13 protein-coding genes are annotated in these 20,341 nt (G+C 59.2%); 8 read left to right on the top strand and 5 right to left on the bottom strand.

The window, feature by feature from the left end; translation table 11 throughout:
• Positions 1 to 2 precede the first annotated feature (2 nt).
• Entirely contained in the window at positions 3 to 1,199 is a 1,197-nt protein-coding gene (locus GO988_RS02865; protein ID WP_157562013.1) for a glycosyltransferase, read from the bottom strand.
• 97 nt (positions 1,200 to 1,296) lie between these two features.
• On the opposite strand from GO988_RS02865, the gene GO988_RS02860 reads away from it, so the two are divergent.
• From GO988_RS02860 to GO988_RS02850, 3 genes are all read left to right on the top strand, one after another.
• On the top strand, positions 1,297 to 4,890 hold the full coding sequence (locus GO988_RS02860; RefSeq protein WP_198172484.1) for a PAS domain S-box protein: 3,594 nt from the start codon (positions 1,297 to 1,299) through the stop codon (positions 4,888 to 4,890).
• Positions 4,891 to 4,956: 66 nt separating this feature from the next.
• A complete protein-coding gene (locus GO988_RS02855) occupies positions 4,957 to 5,343 on the top strand; it encodes a response regulator (protein ID WP_157562012.1) in 387 nt (128 codons plus the stop codon).
• 84 nt (positions 5,344 to 5,427) lie between these two features.
• Positions 5,428 to 6,195, top strand: coding sequence for an MBL fold metallo-hydrolase (locus GO988_RS02850; protein WP_157562011.1), 768 nt, complete (start codon positions 5,428 to 5,430; stop codon positions 6,193 to 6,195).
• Positions 6,196 to 6,293: 98 nt separating this feature from the next.
• Here the strand turns inward: GO988_RS02850 and GO988_RS02845 are convergent, their stop codons facing one another.
• From GO988_RS02845 to aroB, 3 genes are all read right to left on the bottom strand, one after another.
• Positions 6,294 to 9,011 (bottom strand): alpha-L-rhamnosidase-related protein, encoded by a 2,718-nt coding sequence (locus GO988_RS02845; RefSeq protein ID WP_157562010.1) that lies wholly within the window; start codon positions 9,009 to 9,011, stop codon positions 6,294 to 6,296.
• 37 nt (positions 9,012 to 9,048) lie between these two features.
• Positions 9,049 to 10,302 carry a 3-phosphoshikimate 1-carboxyvinyltransferase gene (locus GO988_RS02840; RefSeq protein ID WP_198172483.1) on the bottom strand — a complete coding sequence of 418 codons (1,254 nt, stop codon included), beginning with the start codon at positions 10,300 to 10,302 and terminating at the stop codon, positions 9,049 to 9,051.
• Positions 10,303 to 10,417: 115 nt separating this feature from the next.
• Positions 10,418 to 11,464: a 3-dehydroquinate synthase gene (gene aroB, locus GO988_RS02835; protein WP_317164767.1), complete on the bottom strand. Its 1,047-nt coding sequence runs from the start codon at positions 11,462 to 11,464 to the stop codon at positions 10,418 to 10,420.
• A gap of 156 nt (positions 11,465 to 11,620) precedes the next feature.
• Here aroB and GO988_RS02830 point away from each other — a divergent pair, with 156 nt between their 5' ends.
• On the top strand, positions 11,621 to 12,088 hold the full coding sequence (locus GO988_RS02830) for a hypothetical protein (protein WP_157562008.1): 468 nt from the start codon (positions 11,621 to 11,623) through the stop codon (positions 12,086 to 12,088).
• A gap of 95 nt (positions 12,089 to 12,183) precedes the next feature.
• Here the strand turns inward: GO988_RS02830 and GO988_RS02825 are convergent, their stop codons facing one another.
• Positions 12,184 to 13,314 carry a chorismate mutase gene (locus GO988_RS02825; protein ID WP_157562007.1) on the bottom strand — a complete coding sequence of 377 codons (1,131 nt, stop codon included), beginning with the start codon at positions 13,312 to 13,314 and terminating at the stop codon, positions 12,184 to 12,186.
• A 214-nt stretch (positions 13,315 to 13,528) separates the two neighbouring features.
• Here GO988_RS02825 and GO988_RS02820 point away from each other — a divergent pair, with 214 nt between their 5' ends.
• The 4 genes from GO988_RS02820 to GO988_RS02805 all read left to right on the top strand — a co-directional run bounded on the left by GO988_RS02820 (position 13,529) and on the right by GO988_RS02805 (position 20,184).
• A complete protein-coding gene (locus GO988_RS02820) occupies positions 13,529 to 14,740 on the top strand; it encodes a proline dehydrogenase family protein (protein WP_157562006.1) in 1,212 nt (403 codons plus the stop codon).
• Between the two features lie 203 nt (positions 14,741 to 14,943).
• The gene (locus GO988_RS02815) at positions 14,944 to 15,324 is read left to right on the top strand and encodes a hypothetical protein (RefSeq protein ID WP_157562005.1); all 381 of its coding nucleotides are present in this window, start codon (positions 14,944 to 14,946) and stop codon (positions 15,322 to 15,324) included.
• 198 nt (positions 15,325 to 15,522) lie between these two features.
• A complete protein-coding gene (locus tag GO988_RS24535) occupies positions 15,523 to 16,458 on the top strand; it encodes a hypothetical protein (protein WP_317164766.1) in 936 nt (311 codons plus the stop codon).
• Between the two features lie 366 nt (positions 16,459 to 16,824).
• On the top strand, positions 16,825 to 20,184 hold the full coding sequence (locus tag GO988_RS02805; protein ID WP_157562004.1) for an efflux RND transporter permease subunit: 3,360 nt from the start codon (positions 16,825 to 16,827) through the stop codon (positions 20,182 to 20,184).
• Positions 20,185 to 20,341: the final 157 nt, after the last annotated feature.

Raw genomic sequence — 20,341 nt, 5'->3', positions numbered from 1 at the left:
AGCTACTGGCAGTTGCTGTTAGCTAAGTTTTGAAAGGTCTGGTCGTATAAAGTCAGCAACGTTTTTTCTTCCTGCTGCCAGTTCCACTCGGTGCGGGCGCGGCGGCAATTGGCCGCTAGGCGGTGGTAGTGCGGGCCGGGTTGGCCGCCGGGCAGCAGCTGGTGCAGCGCCGCCACCAGGGTAGCGGGTGCCAGGTCGGGCACGAGCACCGCCACCTCGTACTGTTCGTTGAGGGCGCGGTACTCGGGGAAGTCGATGCAGAGCTGCGGAATACCGGCCTGCACGTAGTCGAAGAACTTGTTGGCTAGTGAATAATAGTAGCTCAGGCCCGTGTTTTCGAGCAGCATAATGCCTACTGTGGCCTGGGCCGTGACGGCCCGTAGTGCGGCCGGCAGCACATAGCCCCGAAACTCGACCTGCCCCGCTGGGTAGGCATCGGAGTGCAGCAGCCCCAGCTGCTCGGCTTGCTGGCGCAGCACCACCGAGCAGTCGCCCTCGCCACACACCACTAGCCGCACCGGTACCTGCGGCAGTGCGCGCAGCAGCTCGGCTAAGCCCCGGCCCACATTCAGCGCGCCCTGGTACAGCAAAAAAACGCCAGCTGGCTTAGGCGGCGCAACTCCTACCCCTACCCCCTCCGCGGCGGGCGAGGCGGCTGGTGGCGCATTGCGCACCACGCCAAAGGCGTGGCCGGGATAACGCGCTTCAAACAGCCGGGCTAGCGCCGGGCCCACCGTGTAGCGCAGTTGCGCCCGGGGTACCACAAACTTTTCGACCCACCGCCAGAGCCGCTGCACCGGTGGGCGGGCCACCACTTCGGGCATTTCAGTAAAAAGCTCGTGGGCATCGTAGCTAAAAGGCTGGCCCCCTAGCCGAGCCCGGGCCCAGGCCGGCAGCGCTGCATCGAGGTCGGCGCAGCCCCACAGGTCGGCGCGCTGGGTAAGCAGGTAGTAAAATAGCCGTAAGTTGAATTCTAAGTAGAATAATTTGCCTTTTTGAAACCATCCTTGTAGCCGGTGTTGGCCGTAGGGCTGAGGCGCCAAAGGCAGCGAAGCCGGCCGCTGCCACCCCACCAGTTGTACTTGATAGCCAGCCGCAACCAAGCTGCTACAGATGCGTTGCATGCGCTGGTCGTAGTTGAGGTCGGTGGTAACCGCCAAAATTATACGTAGCGAAGAAGCTGCGGCAGAAAAAGACACAAAGGATAGTAGAAATACGGGCAGAAACGCGGTAATTTTACCCAAAACTAGCTTAGCCGGAATCTACTATCTCCGGGCTGTGTTTATAGGCCTCTCTATGCAATCTATTCTTCCGGTAGCGGCTGTGCCACCAACTGCACTCATGTTCGACCAGTTAAAGCTGGCTTACGTGGTGCTCGACCAAGACGGGCTGATTGTAGAGGTGAACGACTTATTGCTGAACGCCACAGGCTACTCGCGGGCCGAAGTAGTGGGCCAGCCTTACCACAAGCGCTTTACGCCGCGCGCCCAGCAGGCCAAGCGCGGGCAGCATTTGCAACAGGTACTAAGTGCCCGCACGGATTTTCTGGCGCACGAAGAGTTGGAGGTGCTAACGAAAGCGGGTGAAATTATTTTGGTGCACTGGCAGTCGCAGCTGCTGTACGATGCCCAAGGCCGCATAACCGGCATGTGGGCGGCGGGCTCCCTACCCACCGTGGCGGACCTAACGGGCCTGCGCCGGATTACGGCGCCGGAGCCTACCTACCTGCGCGAGTTTTTTGATAGCTCGCACGATTTAATTATGCACCTGAGCGGCGACAACAACTTTTTGTTTGTCAATAAATCGGGTCAGGAAAAGCTGGGTTACACCGAGGCCGAGCTGATGGGGCGCCCCCTCACCGATGTGGTGCACCCCTACTACCGCGCCAAGCTGCTTTACCAGCTGCGGCGCCTCTACGAAGGCCAAGCCCTTAACAAGCTCGAAACCGTGCTGCTGACCAGCGCCGGCCGGCCAGTGCACCTTATTGGCTCGGTGAGCAGCGAGCAGCTGCCGGGCCAAGCGCCCAGCGCGCGGGCCGTGCTGCACGATATTACCGACCGCATCAAGGCTGAGCGCCTGCAAAAGGTCTACTACAGTATTGCCAACCTAGCTATTTCGGCCCACGACCTGCCAGCGCTCTACGGGGCCATTCACCGCGAGCTAAGCAAGGTTATTGAAACCAACAACATCTTCATTGCGCTGTGCGACGACGAGCGCACGGAGCTGAACTTCGTGTACTACGTTGACCAGCACGCCTACTTCGAGCAGGGCGGCGGCCGGCCGTTTTCGATGGGCGTCACGGAGTACGTTATTCAGCAGGGGCAACCGCTATTTTTTACCCAGGCTGACTTGGTGCGCCTGATGCGCAACGGCGAGCTTACCGCGTTTGGCCGGCTGCCGGCCGTGCTGCTGGCTTCGCCGCTGAGTGTGGGCGACCGCACCATCGGGGTGCTGACGGTGCAGGAATACGACCGGGCCGACCTTTACACGCCCGCCGACCTCGACATCCTGCACTTTATTTCGAGTCAGGTAGCCCTGGCCATTGACCGCAAGGGCAAGGAAGAGCATCTCACGCGCCAAAATGCCCGCCTGAGCGCCATCTTCGAAAGCGGCGCCCACCTGATGTGGAGCGTGGACCGCAGCGGCGTGTTGATTTCGTTTAACCGCAACTACGCGGCTTTTTACCTGCGCCGCAATGGCGTGGCGCCTACCCAGGGCCTCAACTTGCTCGAAACCGAGCAAACGCTGGACAACAACGAGGTGCGCCAGGTGATGTACACGCACTACGTGGCTGCGGGCAAGGGCCAGTCGCAAAAATTTGAGGTAAACCTGCGCGACCCGCAGGGCCGCGACTTGTGGCTAAGCATTACGTTTGACCCTATTTACCTGCCCAATGGCTCGTTTGAGGAGATAGCGGCGCAGGCCCAAGACATCACGGCCAGCAAAAACTCGCAGCTGATACTGGCGGCCCAGGAAGAAAAATTCCGCTCGATTTTCGAGTCGTTTCAGGACGTTTACTACCGCACCGACGAGGAGGGCTGTTTCACCATTCTAAGCCCCTCGGTGCGCGAAGTGCTGGGCTACGACCCTGGTGCGGAGCTGGGCCGCCCCGCCGAGAACTACTACTGGGAACCCACGGGGCACGCTGATGTGCTTGACGAGCTGGAGCGCACCGGCGAGCTGCGCAACTTCGAAACCCAGATGCGCCACCGGGCGGGCTACCCCGTAAACGTGCTCATCAATGCGCGCCGCACGCCCTCGGGCACCGAGGGCATTGCGCGCGACGTGACGGAGATTCGCCGCATTCAGGACGACTTGCGCTTGGCCATGGAAGAGGCCGAAGCTGCTTCGGCCGCCAAAACGCAGTTTTTGGCCAATATGAGCCACGAGCTGCGCACCCCCATGAATGGCATCATCGGTATGATTGACTTGCTGGGCCAAACCGGCCTTTCAAGCGAGCAAACCGACTATGTAGATACGCTCCGCACCAGCTCGGATGCGCTGCTGACCATCTTGAACGACATTCTGGATTTGTCGAAAATTCAGGCGGGCAAGATGCGCCTCAACGAAGCGCCGCTGGCCTTGGCGCCGCTGCTCGACCGCGTGCACTCGCTGTTTTCGTACCGCGCCAGCCAAAAAAGCCTGCGCTTTACCTGCCACCTCGCGCCCGATACGCCCCCGGTTATCGCCACCGACGAGATGCGCCTGCTCCAGATTTTATCTAACCTGGCTGCCAACGCCATTAAGTTTACCTCGCACGGCACGGTGAGCGTGGTGGTGTCGCTGGTGAGCACGGAGAATGATTTTAACACACTCCGCTTTGCGGTGCAAGACTCGGGCATCGGAATTTCGCCCGACGATGCGGCGCGGCTTTTCACCAGCTTCACGCAGCTCGACACTACCCCCAGCAAAGCCTACGGGGGTACCGGCCTGGGCCTGGCCATCAGCAAGGAATTGGCCGAGTTGCTGGGCGGCACCATCGGTGTGGTGTCGGATGTAGGGGAGGGTAGCGTTTTCTGGTTTACCATTCGCTGCCGGGTGTCCTCGGCCCTGGCGATGCCAGTGGTCCCAGTAGAGGAGTTGCCGCCCCCTACCCCCCCTGCCCAGCAAGAGGCCTACGTGCTACTCGTCGACGACAACGTTATCAACCAGAAAGTAGCCGCGCGCCTGCTAGCCAAGCTGGGATGCCAAGTCGATATAGCCAGCGATGGCTACGAAGCCATTGCCCGCGCTACCGCGCCCAATGCGCCCTACCAGCTGATTTTGATGGACATCCAGATGCCAGGCCTCGATGGCATCGAGGCTACTCGGGCCATCCGGGCGCAGCTGGGGGCTGCCAGCCCGCCCATCGTGGCCATGACGGCCTACTCAATGCCCGACGATGCTGCGCGCTTTGTGCAGGCCGGCCTCGACGACTACTTGGCCAAGCCCGTGAAGCACCAGCAGCTAGCCCAAACCCTCGCCCGCTGGGTAGCCGCTGCACCGCCTCCCTCGCCCGAAGAGCCGACCACGGCGGTGGCCGACCAGTTGCCCATGCTCGACCCCGAGGTGCTAGCGCAGCTGCACCAGCTGGGCGGCGCCGAATTCACGGCCGAGCTATACGCGGAATTTGCCCAGGAAGCGGCCGACTTGCTGCAGCAAGTCAAAACCCACTCGCAGGCCGAGGATGCGGCCAGTCTGCGGCCACTACTGCACCAGCTCAAAGGCACGGCCGCTACCTTGGGGCTTACGGCGCTGGCTACCCAAGCCCAAACGCTGGAGCATAATATTAAAAATGGTAAGACTAGCGGTCTAACAGTTGAATTTAACCGCCTACACCAGTACTTTGCGTACTTTCTGGCGCACTACGCCGAGCAAGTGACCCTGGCTCAGCCCACTGCAAATAGTTAATATCTTATTATTCTTTAGCTTCACTTAGCTTCTACCTTATTCTCCTTCCTTTACTCTCCCCCGCCTATGGCACCCGAAAACACGTCGAAGACTATTCTCATCGCCGAGGACAGCTCAGTTATCCTGAGTTTGACCCGAAAAATACTCGAACAGCAGAAGTACAAAATAGTGCTGGCCAAGAATGGCGGCGAAGTAATCCGCCTGCTTGAAGCCAACCCCGTCGATGGGGTGCTGATGGACATCAACATTCCGGTGAAAGACGGAATGGAGTGCACGCGCGAAATTCGCAAGCACGCCGATTCCCGCATCAACCAGCTGCCCATTATTGCCATCACCGGCAATGCCAACAATTATACGATGGAGCAATTTCGCGAAGCTGGCATCACTGAATATTTGCCTAAGCCTCTGGACTTTGACGCCCTTGTGCGTGCCGTGCGGCAGTACGTAGGCTAAGAATAAAGAAGACCAGGTAGGGGCAACGCTCGTTGAAGGAGCTAGCCTTTTCCTGGTCTTCATTTTTTAGTAGTAATCCAGCGAATGCGTATCACTTTTCTGGGTACGGGTACCTCTTCGGGAGTGCCCATCATTGGCTGCACTTGCCCGGTATGCCGCTCGCTCGACTACCGCGACCAGCGCCTCCGGGTGTCGGTGCACATAGCCGTGGCCGGCCGCAGCCTGGTGGTAGACACTGGCCCCGACTTTCGGCAGCAGATGCTGCGCGCCCGGATTTCGCAGCTTGACGCCATCCTGTTTACGCACGAGCATAAAGACCACACCGCGGGGCTCGACGACGTGCGCGCCTTCAATTTTCGGCAGCAGCAGGAGATACCCGTGTATGCCGAGCCGCGGGTGATAGAGCAACTTAAGCGCGAGTTTGCCTACATTTTTGCCGAGCACAAGTACCCCGGTGTGCCGCAGGTGCGCCTACACCCCATCGAGGACGAACAGCAGCCTTTTGAGGTGCTAGGCCTGACCGTGCAGCCGCTACGGGCCATGCACCACCGCCTGCCAGTATTAGGCTTTCGACTCGATAATTTTGCTTACCTCACTGACGCCAACTTACTGCCCGACAGCACGATGGCGCAGCTGCGCGGCGCCGACACCATTGTGTTGAATGCCTTGCGGCACGAGCCGCACCTGTCGCACTTTACGCTAAGCGAGGCCATTGGAATACTGGAGGAGCTGCGCCCGCGCCGGGCTTACCTCACGCACATCAGCCACCAACTAGGCCGCCACCGCGAGGTGGAAGCCACCCTACCCCCCTGGATTCGGCTAGCCTACGATGGCCTAGCGATAGATGTGTAACTTACTGCTGGCTAGCGCCTTCACCTGGTAATCTCAAAAACAAAGCGGCTCATTCTCTGGAGAGAATGAGCCGCTTTGTTTGTAAACGTGCCTTTACCCTACTGCACGCGGCGCACGCGTAAGTAGTCGAGCATGGCCTGGTTCACGGCGCCGTTCATATTAGTGTTGGCAGGCTCGTAGGCCAGCGTGAGCGTGCTAGTGCCTTTGGGCAGGCGCACGAGCACGGCGTTGGTAAAGCCCCAATTTGACCACTCCTCGACGCCACGCTGGGGCAATACTACCGTGCCAAGCAACGTGCTGCCCTGGCGCAGCGTGCGAATAGCGCACTTGTTGTTGGTATTGGTAGGGCCGTTGCCGTTGGCGTAGCGAAAATCCAAGGCGTAGAAGCCCGCCTCGGGCACGGTGATGGGCAGGTTCAGGTGAGGATTTTGCGTAGTGCTGATTTCAATAAAGCCTTTGCCGGTAAAGCCTTGGTAGGGCAATGCGGAAAGGGTAGCCAGTGCTTCGGCTTGCAACTCAATTGCGGGCTCGCCCACGGGCAGCGGCTCGCTAGCAAACGATTCGAGGTGGGCCCTACCCCCCACGGCCAGTACCTGGTACTCGGCGTAGGGGCCGGGGGTAACGGCGTATTCGGTAGCGGGGCCGGTGGCGTCTAGCACGCCGTTTTTCAATACTTTGTATTCCTGCACCCCCTCCTGGGCGGGCCAGGTAAGGCGGCCGTTGGCGTACGTAACTTCGGGTGTAGCGGGCGAAAAGCGGTTTTCTACCCGGTGCACGCGAGCCGGCGCGGGCGCCTGGCTGCTAAGCACTATGCACACGGCGTGGCGCCCGGCCAACGTAGCGGGCAGGGCCGCGCCGGCTAAGGGCTGGCCATCGAGCGTAATGCTTTTAATAACGTTGCCGAAGCCCTCCAAGTCAATGTCGAGCACCGCCTTGCGGTACTTGAAATTGGTGAGTTGGCGCGCACCTTGAAATACCTGCGGCACAAAGGGTTGGAATACCAGCCGGTCGGTTTCGTAGTGCAGGCCAAACAAGATTTTGTACACCAGCCCGAGGCTCCCCGACAAACTCCAGAGCATGTTGCTGGAGTTGATTTGGGTGCCGCTAAAATCGCCGTTGCCGGCTACAAAGTTTTCTTTATTGGTCAGAAACAGCGCCGCCGGGCGGTAAATTGCGGCTATGCTTTCGGTGAGAGAGGCTTCGTTGCCAGCTTTGGCGGCGGCCAGCGCCCAGAACGTTTGCACAAAAGGCCACACGGCATCGTTGTGGTAGGGCGAAATGCCCGGAATCTGCGGGTAGATGCACGAGATGCCGAAGGGCACGGTGGGCGTCTTGGCCACCACCGTTTTAGCGCGGTCGGCATCAGCTATCCCGAACCACACGCTTAGCGCCTCGCCCAGCGCCTCGGCCCGCAGCGACGTTACCGGAAACAGCCGGCCATAGCGAAACTGCCCGTAGTAGCCAGCCTGCTCCTGCCACAAATACTGGTTGAGGCCAGCTTTGATGGCGGCTGCGGCCTGCTCGTGGCGCTCGGCCACGGCCGTTTCGCCCACGTGGCGAGCCATCAGGGCCAGCACGGTATTGGCCTGGAAGTGCACGGCATTGGTGCCCAGGTTTTCAGATTCGTAGATATCCACTGGTTGCATCCAGCGGGGGTAAGTTTGCTCGCGCCAGTCCAGGAACGACGACTCGCCCCGCGCCAGGCCGGTGGTGGGGTCGTACACGTTCTGAAAATCCTCCGCCAGCGACTTTTTGATGATAGGATACACCTTGCGCAGCCACGCTTCATCGCCGGTCACTTTGTAAATCTCCCAGGCGGCCACGGCCCAAATAACCCGGTCGCTGGAGCAGGGGTAGGCGCCGCCAGTGCCCGTATCCTGAATGATGCGGCCCTCGGGGCTCACCTTGCGCAGCAGGCTTTTCATAGCCACTTTGGGCTGCAACGTAGCCTGGGCCAAGATGATAGAATAACTGATGTCGCGCGTCCACACGCCCGCCCACTCCTTGCCGGTGCGGAAGGTGCTGTCGGGCTCCACGGCCCGGCGGGCTTCCTCAAGCGCCAGGTTGTAGAGGGCGTCGGCGAGGGGGTAGGCCGATTTGTACTGCGGAAAATCGTCGGTGTTAAGGGACTTCTTCCAACGCTGGGCGGTAGCCTTGGCGTCTTGCGGCGCATTAAGTGTCAGGGTCACTTCGTAGATGCCGTCGCCATCGGCATCGTGCAGGGCCAGTTCGGGCTTGTTAACTAGGTTGTCAAAATCCCAACTCAGCGGGGCGGCGCTGCCAGCTACCAACACCTGCTTAAAATCTTGTTTATAAATCTTTTCGCCCTTGAACGTCGTGTAAAAGCCTTGCTTGGCGAAGGCCGCCAGCACAGGCCGCATATCGAGCTTGATTTTGAGCTTGGTATTGGGGGCCAGGTACTGGCCGGCCGGCACGGCGCGCGGCTCTACGTAGCGCTGGCCGAACACGATAACCGGTGTTTCGAGGGTGGCCCCCGCTGCGGGGGGTAGGGCCAAAAAGGTGTTATCTTGGCCCGGTGGCAGTTCGTTGTCTTTGCCGTTGAGGCTGAACTTGAAGGTAATGAGCGGGCTCTGCGTTTCGCTAGCTGGGCTGCGGTAGTTCGAGGTCAGTTCGGTGGCCGATACGGCGCGGGCGTGGTGGGCACCCTGTACCACCCTGTCGCGGTACAGCGAGTAAGCCTCTGACTGCCAAATGGCTCCGGCTGGTGCGCCAGCCCCGCCACCCGACCGCGACTGGCACGAAGCCAGCAAAATGCCGCTGGCCACCAGCGCGCCTAGAATTATAGAATACGTCATATGCTTGAAGCAGAGGGCTTAGGGTGGAAAGGCGACGCTAGGGCAGGACTACGCCCACGCGGGCCAGCTCGTGCCAAAAACTCGGGTATGACTTGCGCACCACTTGCGGATGCTGCACACGCAGCGGCCCCCGCATGGCCAGCGGGGCAAAAGCCATGGCCATGCGGTGGTCTTCATACGTGGCAATTTCCTGATTTCCAACTTGAAAATCAGTTGATTGAATTTCAAATATGCCCGGCGCCACTTCGGGCATATCGGCGCCAAGCTTGCGCAGCTCAGCTTGGATGGCCGCAATGCGGTCGGTTTCCTTAATGCGTAAGCTGTGCAGGCCGGCCAAGCGCAGCGGCACGCCCAGCGCCGCCGCCACCACGGCCACCGTCTGGGCCAAGTCGGGGCAATCGGTAAAGTCGAAGGGCTGGGTTAGCAGTTCGGCGGGGGCCAGGGGCACTTGCGTAAGGTGCACACCAGCACCAGCCGGCAAGAACTCGGTTGCCACGCCCAAGCCCTTCATAATGTACTGAATAACGTGGTCGCCCTGCCACGACACTGGCCGCAGCTTGGGCAGCGTTATGGCCGAGCCAGCCGGCGCCAGGGCCACCAGCGCATACCAGTAGCTGGCCGCCGACCAATCGCCTTCTACTTCGTAGTCGGCGGGGCGGTAGCCACCGGGTTGCACCACAACGGATTCCTCGGGCCCGGCTTCGGCCGTAGCACCAAAATGGCGCATCAAGTTCAGCGTCATGTCGATGTAGGGGCGCGAGCCAATTTCGCCCGTTAGGCGCAGGCGCAGGCCCCCGGGCAGCGTGGGCCCTATCATCAGGAGCGCCGAAATATACTGGCTGCTAATGTCGCCGCGCACGCGCAGTTCGGCTTGCCCGGCGGCCGGCGTCAGCGCGCGGCCTTCGAAATGTAGGGGGGGGTAGCCTTCTTTTTCAGCATACGAAATGTCGGCGCCCAGCGCCTGCAGGCCTTCTACCAAAATAGCGATGGGGCGCTGCTTCATGCGAGCGGCGCCGGTGAGAGTGCCGCGCCAGCCGGTTACGGCCAAGTAGGCGGTCATGAAGCGCATAACGGTGCCGGCATCCTCGGCGTCGAGCAGGTCGGTGGTAGCAGCTTGCGTGAGCAGGCGCTCCATCAGCACAGTATCGTTGGCTTCGGAGAGGTGCGTGAGGTGGCCGCCGCCCGCCAGCCGCTGCAGCAGCAAGGCGCGGTTGCTCTCGCTTTTGGAGGCGGGAAGATTGGCGGTACCGGCCAATGGGCCGCCGGGCCAGGATAAGGATTGAGTGCTCATTAGCAGATGTTAAGCGGCGTTTTCTGCCGCTTCTTTATTTTTTCCTAGCTTGATTTTGGGCTAAACCAATTTGACTGTTGATGCACTAGGGGTTACATCAATCCGCAACGCTTACTTAGAGGGCAGCCTGATGGTAATAATCCAGTGCTGCCCTCACTTCGGCCAGCGTAATGGCCTGGTCGTACACGCCGCGCCCTATCCCGTGCAGCAGCGTGCAGTTGATAACATCGGCGCGGTTCTTTTTATCGTGGGTGGCGTAGGCCGCAATGGCTTCCGTTTCGAGCTGGCTGAACTGAATTTTAGCGAAAGTCTCGCGCACTACCCCTGCTATTTCGGTTAGCTCGCCTGCGCTGAGTAGGTTGCGCTGCGCCGAAAGCCAGCTTTCGCAGAGAATGCCCGCGGCCACAGCTTCGCCGTGGCGCACCTCACGGCCGGGTTGGGTAAGCAGGTAGCTTTCAATGGCGTGGCCAATGGTGTGGCCGAAGTTGAGCAGCTTGCGCGGGCCGCTTTCGTGCGGGTCTTGGGTCACAATGTTCTCCTTGATTGCCACCGAGTGCTGGATGGTAGCCGTCCAGTCGGGCTGGGCGTCTACGCGCAGCCCATGCAGCTGCGCAAAGGCCGGCGCATCGGCAATGAGCGCGTGCTTGATGACTTCGGCGTAGCCCGAACGCAACTCGCGGGGGGGTAGGGTTTGCAAAAACGCCGGGTAAATAAACACGGCCTCCGGCTCCTGAAACACGCCGATATGGTTTTTAAACCCTTCAAAATCGACGCCCGTTTTGCCGCCTACCGCCGCATCTACCTGCGCGAGCAAAGTAGTGGGCACGCCCACGCACCGGATGCCCCGCTTGTAAGTCGCGGCGCAAAACCCGCCCAGGTCCGTCACCACGCCGCCGCCGATGCACACGAGCAGCGCGTGGCGGTCGGCCTGGTGTGCCGTAAGCCAGCTCCACACTTCGGCGCAGGTGGCCAGCGTTTTATATTCCTCGCCCGCCTCGATGGTTAGCAGCTCGTGGGCGGGTAGGTGGGCGAGCAGCCGGGGGTAGCAGTCGCGAGCCGTGTTGGTATCGGCCAGTACAAAGAGGCGGCTGGGAGCAGCTTGGCGCAATAAATCGGCCAGAGCGGCCGGGGCCTCGGGGCCGATAACGGGGGGAGTATTCACAAACGGGCCGCTTAATAGTAGCTTTAAAAACCTAGCGCAAAGAAACGGCGGCAACCCCAGCAATTTTAGGGGGCGGCCTGCAACCTGCAGTCGGGCCGCCCACTCTTATACTTGTACCTTACCCGCACGGCGCTTTCCCCTGCCCTCCTGTTTCCCATGAAAAAAGCGATGCTTCTGGTTGCCGTTTTTGGCTTAGTGGCGGCACAAAGTTGCCGCTCTACCAACGACGAAGTACAGCCCCGCAGCTACGATGCCCTGGCCCTAAGCACTGGCCATTGGGAATGGGAAAAGACTAGCTATCAGGCCGGCAACCGCACCCCCACCACCGAAGGCTTCACGCGCCAACTGGTGTTCAACGCTGATGGGCAGGTTACGATTCAGCATAACAGCAAGCTGAATAAAACTACTGACTACCAGCTATCCATGGGCAACCTGCCAAAATGCGGCGCCCCGCAAGTAACAGTACCCATCATCAATTTCGAAACCGATTCGGACGTGCCCAACAACGACCGCAAAACCTACCGCATCACCAAAACCCCAGACGGTCAGCAGCTATCGCTAGTAGGCGAGGCGGCTTGCCTCGACGGCGGGGCTTATGAGTTCTACCACTGGGTGGCCGAATAAAGTGGGGGATTGGGTAAGTAAAAAGCAGGGGGTAGGGCCACAGTCTGCTAACCGTGGCCCTACCCCCTGCTTTTTACTTAGGCGAGGGCTTGGGGCTACAAGCCGGGGCCCAGGTGCGCAATGCCGTCGATGGGCCGGCCGTTGAGCACTTCCGTTTGCTGGCGAATGCTCTCGATGTGAATCAGCTTATACAATTCGCCCACAAATTTCTCGTCGATATTCAGCTTTTTGCCCCATTCGGGCCGGGTTTTAAAGATTTCCTGCCAGCGCTCGAGCTGCAAGATTTTCACGTTATTCTCTTTCTTATACTCGGCCAGCTCCTGGATGAGCGCCATGCGGCGGGCCAGCATTTCGAGGATTTCGTGGTCGGCGGTATCCATTTTCTGGCGCAGTTCCTCAGCCTTGTTGCGGTAGTCGATGTTGTCGGAACTGCGGTAGCGGTATTTCAATTCGCTCAGGATTTCCTGCAAGCGGGCGGGCGTCACCTGCTGGGCAGCGTCGCTAAGGGCGTGGTCGGGGTCGGGGTGCGTTTCGATGATGAGGCCATCATAATCGAGGTCGAGCGCCTTCTGGGCGATGGGCAGCAGCAAATCGCGCGAGCCGCCAATATGGCTGGGGTCGTTGATGAGCGGCAGTTGGGGGTAGCGCGTTTTCAGCTCAATCGGAATAGCCCAGGTGGGCGAATTGCGATAGCGCGAGGGCGCAAACGTGCTGAAACCCCGGTGGATAGCTGCCAAGTTGGTGATGCCCGCGCGCTCTAAGCGCTCCAGCGCGCCGGCCCACAGCGCGAGGTCGGGGTTCACGGGGTTTTTCACCATTACCGGCGTGCCAGTGCCGGCCAGCGCATCGGCCAGTTCCTGCACCGCAAACGGATTTACGGTGGTACGGGCCCCAATCCAGAGCACGTCGATGCCGTGCTTGAGGGCATCCTCCACGTGGCGGGGGGTAGCCACCTCAATGGCCATGGGCAGGCCAGTTTCGGCGCGGGCCGCTTGCAGCCAGGGCAGCGCAGCCGTGCCCATCCCCTCGAAGCCGCCGGGCTTGGTGCGCGGCTTCCAGATGCCAGCGCGGTACATGTCGGCCTGGCCGGCTGCCTTAAGGGCGCGGGCCACGGTGAGCACTTGCGCTTCGGACTCGGCCGAGCAGGGGCCGGCAATAAGCAGCGGCTGGCCTTTCGCCGCGAGCAGGCGCGTAAAGTAGGTGTCGGCGGTAGCGGTATTTTCCATTGATGTAGGAGAGCGCAGAAGCGTATTCTGGGCCCAGGCTGCCGCAACGGCGGCGGCAAGCACAGCGTAAAAGCGTAGGGTAACTGATTGACCCGAAGAGCACCTCCGGTTTATAACCCTAAAAGTAACTAGGCGCGGCCGAACGGGGTTTTACGGGCTCGCGTTACCTTCGTGGCCCGCCCTGCTACTGAGCCCCCTACCCCCCTTATTCTTTATGGCTACCACTTCCACCGCTCCCGCGCCGCTCGTGGCCCCTATCTCGTTCGAAGACACGCGCATTGCCTTCGAATCGAAGTCGGACACCGACCTGCGTAAGATGTACGCCCTGTTTGCGGCCATGAACAATGGCAGCTTGGTGAAAGCCGGCGGCGGACTGATGCAGTCGGCGCTAAAATTTAATTTTCCGGGTACCAAGTTTCTCATCAAGCACTCCATCTTCAAACAGTTTTGCGGTGGCGAAACTATCAAGGAGTGCGAGCCAGTAATTGCTGAACTAGGCCGTTACCACATCGGCACCATTCTCGACTACTCGGTGGAAGGCACCGGCAACGACCGCAGCTTCGACCGCACCCGCGACGAGATTTTGGCTACCATTGCGCTGGCTGCCACCACGCCCAACGTGCCATTTTCGGTGTTTAAGGTAACTGGCCTCATGCCTACCCCCCTGCTGGAGAAAGTGCAGGCCGGCGCGGCCCTCACCCCCGACGAGCAAACCACGTTTGAGCGCGGCCGCCAGCGGCTCGATGCGCTGTGCGCCAGCGCTCACCAGCACGGCGTGCGCTTGTTTGTAGACGCCGAAGAAAGCTGGTTTCAACAAACCATCGACGACTTAGCCGAGGACATGATGCGCCGCTACAACCAGGAGCGCGCCATTGTGTGGAATACCTATCAGCTCTACCGCCACGACCGCCTGGAGGCACTGCAAGCCGCCCACGACCGCGCCGCACAGGGCAGTTACTACTTAGGCGTGAAGCTGGTACGCGGCGCTTATATGGAGAAGGAAGCCCGCGTGGCGCAGCAGCGCGGCCACGCTACCCCCATCAACCCCACCAAGCAGGCCACCGACGACCTGTATAATGAGTCGCTGCGCTACTGCGTGCAGCACATCGACCGCATCAGCCTGTGCGCCGGCACGCACAACGAAGCCAGCTCGCTCCTACTCACGCAATTGATGCAGGAAGCTGGCCTGGCGCCCGGCGACGAGCGCGTATGGTTTGCCCAACTCTACGGCATGAGCGACAACCTGAGCTACAACCTTGCCCACGCTGGCTACCACACCGCCAAATACGTGCCCTACGGCCCCGTAGAGGCCGTAATGCCCTACCTGCTGCGCCGCGCCAACGAAAACACGGCCATCGCCGGCCAAAGCAGCCGCGAGTTCTTACTCATTCAGAAGGAGTTGCGCCGCCGCCAAGGCCGGGCGTAGCCATCGAAGCCCCTACCTCTCTAGAAAAAAACCGAGCCGGCGCAACGCCGGCCCGATTTTTGGTATCCTTCCTTTAACACTACGACCTGTTTTAGTCGGGCGAGCAGTTGGTTGCAATCCATTCCCACCCATTGATTCGTAAAGTTTAATTCCTGGCAGTCTTTTTCCGTGGCTTGCCCAGGGTTAACTACTCCCTTTCCTGCATGATTAACCGCCTCCGTCATTACCTCATCCGCTATGCCCGGCAGCAAGCAGGCACCGTTAGCTATCTCACGCTGGTGCAAGAATCTGAGCTGGGTTTAAACCTGGACATTTCGCACGAAAAGTCGCGCTTGAATGAAATGCTAGGTGAAATTTCGACCGAAGAACACGCGGCCGGCCGCCCCTTGCTGAGCTGCCTCGTGCGTGTGCAAGGCTCTAAGGGCCAAGGTGATAATTTCTACAAGCTTTGCGAGCGCCTCGGCTACGGCGAGTGGCGCAGCTTGAAGCAAGACGAGAATTTTTTGAAGAACCTGATTCGGGAATGCCGCGAATTTTGGCTTACCGAAGACAACTATGCGCAGTACGCTTTAAAAGAAGCGTAGGCCCTACCCCGCCTGTTTGCAGTGCCCCGGCTTCGGCCGGGGCTTTTTTTATGCTTTGGCGGTAGGCTTGGCGCGTCGCCTGGTTTTGGTGTTAGTTATGTTGGGAGCGAACGCAACCCGCATTCACCTAGTCCCGTTTAGCTATCCAGAAGGCAGGGCCAACTGGCCTGGTCTTATTCCCACTAACCCAACTCTGCGATGAACACCAACGATGCAAACAACCCGATGAACACCGGCACCGGCGCTGGCTCTAACTACGGCACCAGCAATACCGGCACTGGCCTCGGCAACAGCGGCATTACCAGCAACGAAAGCACTAGCTACAACGCTGGCACGGATTACAGCAGCGCTACTGGCGGCAGCACCTCCTCAGATGCAAATACGCTGGACTCTACTTCGACCCAACCCTTGTCTACGACTTCGCCCACTACCCCCACCAACGCCGGCGACTCGCGTCCCGGTGACGACTATAGCGCTACCGCCAAAGGTGCCGCACTAGCGGGTTCGGCCGGTGCCGCTGTAGGCCGCGGCATTGATGCCGTGCAGAATACGGCTGACCGCGCAGCCCATGCAGTAGGTGACTCCATTACGGGTGACCAAGACAGCTACGATTACCGCGAAGGCAGCACTACGAGCGGCATGTTCCGCGACCGCAGCAGCGCCGAGCGTGCCTACCAGGCACTGCACGAGCGTGGCTACCACAAAGATGACGTGAACGTATTGATGTCGGACGAAACCCGTAAAACCCATTTCGGCGACGAAACCGCACATACCGAGCTAGGTGATAAGGCTATGGAAGGCGCGGGCGTAGGCTCGGCCATCGGTGGTACGGCGGGTGCCATTATTGGCGCTATTGCAGCCATCGGCACGTCGGTAGCCCTACCCGGTTTGGGTCTCATCATTGCCGGTCCAATTGCCGCAGCCTTGGCTGGTGCCGGTGCTGGTGGCCTGACGGGTGGCTTGGTTGGTGCGCTGGTAGGCTCGGGCATTCCAGAAGAGCACGCCGCTGAATACGAAGAAGGCATTAAAAATGGCGGCATTGTAATGGGCGTAAAACCCCGCAACGCTGAAGATGCTAAGTACTTTGAAGAAGAATTCCGCAAAAGCGACGCGGATAAAGTTTACCGCTACTAGTTCGCTAGGATAATTTTAAAAACCTCTCCCTTCGGGAGGGGTTTTTTTTTGCCTGTTATTCAGTTACTAGCTGCCAGAAAGCTGTCAATTGGGGGGTAGGCTGCAACGGTAGCGTTGCGCCGGAGTCTATTGTTTTTATCGTTCTGGCCGGCTGGCTTTTCCCTACCCCACCCAACCTAGTGCGCTTATAGGCTGAAGTGAATGAATTAATAATGAATCACTTCGCACTGGCTACTAGTATCATTTTAATTGAACAGCTGCGACAACCATTCGCGGCTAGAAGTAGTTTAGGTGTAGAATTCGGGCGTTGGTAGTAGGGGTTTTATTGTTGAACGAGTGACTTGGGCGTGAGCCTGAGGGCAAAATATGTGGATAGTACGGTTAGCTCTAGCACGGCCTTATACCTTCGTGGTGATGGCGCTGCTCATCTTAATTGGCGGAGTGTTAACAATCCAACGCATGGCGGTGGATATTTTCCCCGACATTCCGATTCCGGTTGTGGGTATTGTGTGGACTTATTCAGGCATTTCGCCCGAAGAAATGAACCAGCGTATTGTGGTGCCAGTGGAGCGGGCCGTTACCACCACCGTTGCCAACGTAGAGCACCAAGAGAGCCAAAGCCTTAAAGGCATTGGCTTGATTAAGGTCTTTTTTCAGCCTGGCTCAGACCCCGATGCGGGCGTGGCGCAGCTCACGGCCATTACCCAGACGCTGCTGCGGGTGCTGCCCCCCGGTATTACGCCGCCCCTGATTATTCGCTACTCGGCTTCTAACGTGCCGATTGCACAAACTTCGCTTAGTTCGGAGACGTTGGGGGAGTCGGACTTGTTCGACGCTGCCAATGCCTTTATTCGGCCGGGCTTGGCAGTTGTGCAGGGCGCCTCGGTGTTGCTGCCTAATGGCGGCAAGCCGAAACAAATAATGGTGGACCTTGACCCCGAGAAGCTGGCGGGTAAAGGTCTCAGCGGCAACGATGTAGTGAATACCCTACTGGCCCAGAACGTTATTATTCCAGCTGGTTCGGCCAAAATTGGTACCCGCGAGTACGACGTGCGGCTAAACTCCAGCCCCGAGGCGGTTGCCACGCTTAACGACTTGCCCATCAAAACCACGCCCGACGGCACTACGGTGTACATCCGCGACGTGGCTTTTGTGCACGAAGGGGCGGCCGTGCAGCAAAACGTGGTGCGCCAAAACGGCCGCCGCACGGCCATTATCCCGATTCTGAAAAGTGGTTCGGCCTCGACACTAGCTATTATCGACAAGATTAAGCAAGTGCTGCCTAATATTCAGGCTAACGCTCCTCCAGCCTTGAATATCAAATTGTTGTTCGACCAGTCGTTCTTCGTGCGGGCCAGTATCAAGGGCGTTATTATTGAGGCCAGCATTGCGGCAGGGCTCACGGCGCTCATGATTTTGCTATTTCTGGGTTCGTGGCGTTCCACGCTTATTATCGCCGTTAGTATTCCGCTGTCGATTCTGGTTAGCATTATCGTCATGAATATCTTGGGGCAGACCTTGAATATTATGACGCTGGGTGGCCTATCGCTGGCCGTAGGTATTCTGGTGGATGACGCGACGGTGGAAATCGAGAACATCCACCGCAATATGGGCCAGAAGAAAGGGCTAAAACGCAGCATCCTCGACGGGGCGCAGCAGATTGCTACCCCTGCCCTGGTGGCGACGCTAGCTATTTGCATTGTGTTTGTGCCGGTGTTTTTCTTGGGGGGAGTAGCATCGGCTATTTTTGCCCCGCTGGCCACAGCCGTTATTTTTGCTATGCTGGCTTCGTACATCCTGAGCCGGACGCTGGTGCCTACCCTGGTCATGTACTTGCTGCGCAAGGAGTTGCCTATTTACCACGCCCAAGAAGAGGAAGAAGTGCCAAGCGCTCACTTCCGCAACGGTCGCGAGGTAAGCCAAACTGAGCGTGACTTGGCCCGCATTCAGCGCGAGCAGTTCGAGCACGCGCACCCCAGCGGCACGCCCGAGGAAGAAGCCGAGCCCGCCATCACCGATGCCGAGCGCAAAGCCAGCAAAGGCATTACTCAGAGCTGGGTATGGCGCATTCACACGGGATTTGAGCACCAGTTCGAGAAGTTTCGGGCCAAGTACACGGGTGCGCTCGATTGGGCTTTAGACAACCGCAAAAAAGTAGTGACGGCCTTTGCCGTGCTCTTCATCGGTTCGCTGGGGCTGTATCCGTTCATTGGGCAAAACTTCTTCCCGACCGTGGATGCTGGCCAGTTGCGCCTGCACATCCGGGTACCTACCGGCACGCGGGTAGAGGAGACCGAACGCCGCTTCCGGCAGGTAGAGGAAGTTATCAAGCAAGTAATTCCGAAGGAGGAACTTGATTTGGTGCTTGATAATATTGGTTTGCCGGCTATTCCTATCAACCTCTTGCTCAGCGATAACCCGACTATTGGGGCCGGCGACGGCGAGATTTTGGTGAGCATGCACGAAGAGCACGGTCCCACGGGCGAGTACATCGAGGAGATTCGCCGGCGGATTCATAAGCAGTATCCCGACCTGATTATCTTCTTCCAGCCGGCCGACATTGTGAACCAGACCCTGAACTTCGGCCTGCCCGCGCCGATTGACATCCAGGTAACGGGCCGCGACAAGGCAGCTAACCAGCGCATTGCCGGGGAGCTTAAAAAGAAAATAACGCCTATCTCGGGGGTAGTAGATGCCTTTATCTACCAGGCGTTTGACCAGCCGCAGATTCGGCTCGATATCGACCGGGTACGTGCCCAGCAGGCCGGCCTAACTCAGCGCGACATCGCCAACAACGTGCTAGTTAACTTGTCATCGAGCACCCAAACAAGCCCAAACCAGTGGCTGAACCCCCAAAACGGCGTAAACTATACGGTAGCCGTGCAAACGCCTCCCAACCAACTGGCCAACCTCGATGAGGTAGGCAACATCACGGTGACGGGCGCTGCGCAGCCCAACCCGCAGCTACTCACCAGCTTTGCCCAGCTGCGCCGCACCGAAACAACCGCCGTAGCGTCGGATTACAACATCCAGCGTACCGTGGACCTGTACGCCAGCGTGAGCCAGCGCGACCTAGGCGGCGTCAGCAATGACATTCGCAAGGTGATTGCGGAGGCGCAGAAGCAAGCGCCTAAGGGCACGACCATTATTCTGCGCGGCCAGTCGGAATCGATGCGCACGTCCTTCATTGGCCTAGGCCTGGGGGTAGCGGGCGCCATCTTGCTGGTTTACTTGCTGATGGCCGTAAACTTCCAGAGCTGGCTCGACCCGCTCATCATCATCACGGCATTGCCGGGCGCGTTGGCGGGCATCCTATGGATGCTCTTCATCACCCAAACTACGCTGAGCGTGCCCGCGCTGATGGGCGCCATTATGTGCATTGGGGTAGCAACGGCCAACTCCATTCTGCTCGTGACTTTTGCCAACGAGCGCCGCGAGGAAGAACCCGACCTCGACCCGCGCGATGCGGCGCTCGACGCTGGCTTCACCCGCCTGCGGCCAGTACTGATGACGGCCCTAGCCATGATTATTGGCCTGCTCCCTATGTCGCTGGGCATGGGCGAGGGTGGCGAGCAGAATGCCCCGCTCGGCCGCGCCGTAATTGGTGGCCTCATGCTAGCTACGGTTACTACCCTGTTCTTCGTGCCGATTATGTTCTCTTATCTGAAAAAGAAAGAGGAGCAGCCGGCTGAAGCCGAAACCGAAAAGCAGGCGCAAGTCGCTTAGCAGGGGTAGGGGCCGCGCCTGCTAGTAGTGGGGCGGCCCCTACCCCCTGCTTATTTCCGAAACCCTTTCTGTCGCTTTCCCGAATTCCCGCTACTTGTTCACTGGCGGGCGGAAGTGGCTTTTTCGCAGCCGCCGCTGCACCTTACTCTACTATATT

The organism is Hymenobacter ginkgonis (genome assembly GCF_009755225.1).
Classification (GTDB): Bacteria; Bacteroidota; Bacteroidia; order Cytophagales; family Hymenobacteraceae; genus Hymenobacter; species Hymenobacter ginkgonis.
Note: the sequence above shows the minus strand (reverse complement) of the source record. Positions and strands in the feature narration are given on the sequence as shown.

What these genes read in the sequence shown, in the direction of transcription:
- GO988_RS02820 (WP_157562006.1), top strand. Translation starts at nt 13,529, where the DNA reads ATGGCTACCACTTCCACCGCTCCCGCGCCGCTCGTGGCCCCTATCTCG.
- GO988_RS24535 (WP_317164766.1), top strand. Translation starts at nt 15,523, where the DNA reads ATGAACACCAACGATGCAAACAACCCGATGAACACCGGCACCGGCGCT.
- GO988_RS02830 (WP_157562008.1), top strand. Translation starts at nt 11,621, where the DNA reads ATGAAAAAAGCGATGCTTCTGGTTGCCGTTTTTGGCTTAGTGGCGGCA.
- GO988_RS02845 (WP_157562010.1), bottom strand. Translation starts at nt 9,011, where the DNA reads ATGACGTATTCTATAATTCTAGGCGCGCTGGTGGCCAGCGGCATTTTG.
- GO988_RS02855 (WP_157562012.1), top strand. Translation starts at nt 4,957, where the DNA reads ATGGCACCCGAAAACACGTCGAAGACTATTCTCATCGCCGAGGACAGC.
- GO988_RS02840 (WP_198172483.1), bottom strand. Translation starts at nt 10,302, where the DNA reads ATGAGCACTCAATCCTTATCCTGGCCCGGCGGCCCATTGGCCGGTACC.
- GO988_RS02850 (WP_157562011.1), top strand. Translation starts at nt 5,428, where the DNA reads ATGCGTATCACTTTTCTGGGTACGGGTACCTCTTCGGGAGTGCCCATC.
- GO988_RS02825 (WP_157562007.1), bottom strand. Translation starts at nt 13,314, where the DNA reads ATGGAAAATACCGCTACCGCCGACACCTACTTTACGCGCCTGCTCGCG.
- GO988_RS02815 (WP_157562005.1), top strand. Translation starts at nt 14,944, where the DNA reads ATGATTAACCGCCTCCGTCATTACCTCATCCGCTATGCCCGGCAGCAA.
- GO988_RS02805 (WP_157562004.1), top strand. Translation starts at nt 16,825, where the DNA reads ATGTGGATAGTACGGTTAGCTCTAGCACGGCCTTATACCTTCGTGGTG.
- GO988_RS02860 (WP_198172484.1), top strand. Translation starts at nt 1,297, where the DNA reads ATGCAATCTATTCTTCCGGTAGCGGCTGTGCCACCAACTGCACTCATG.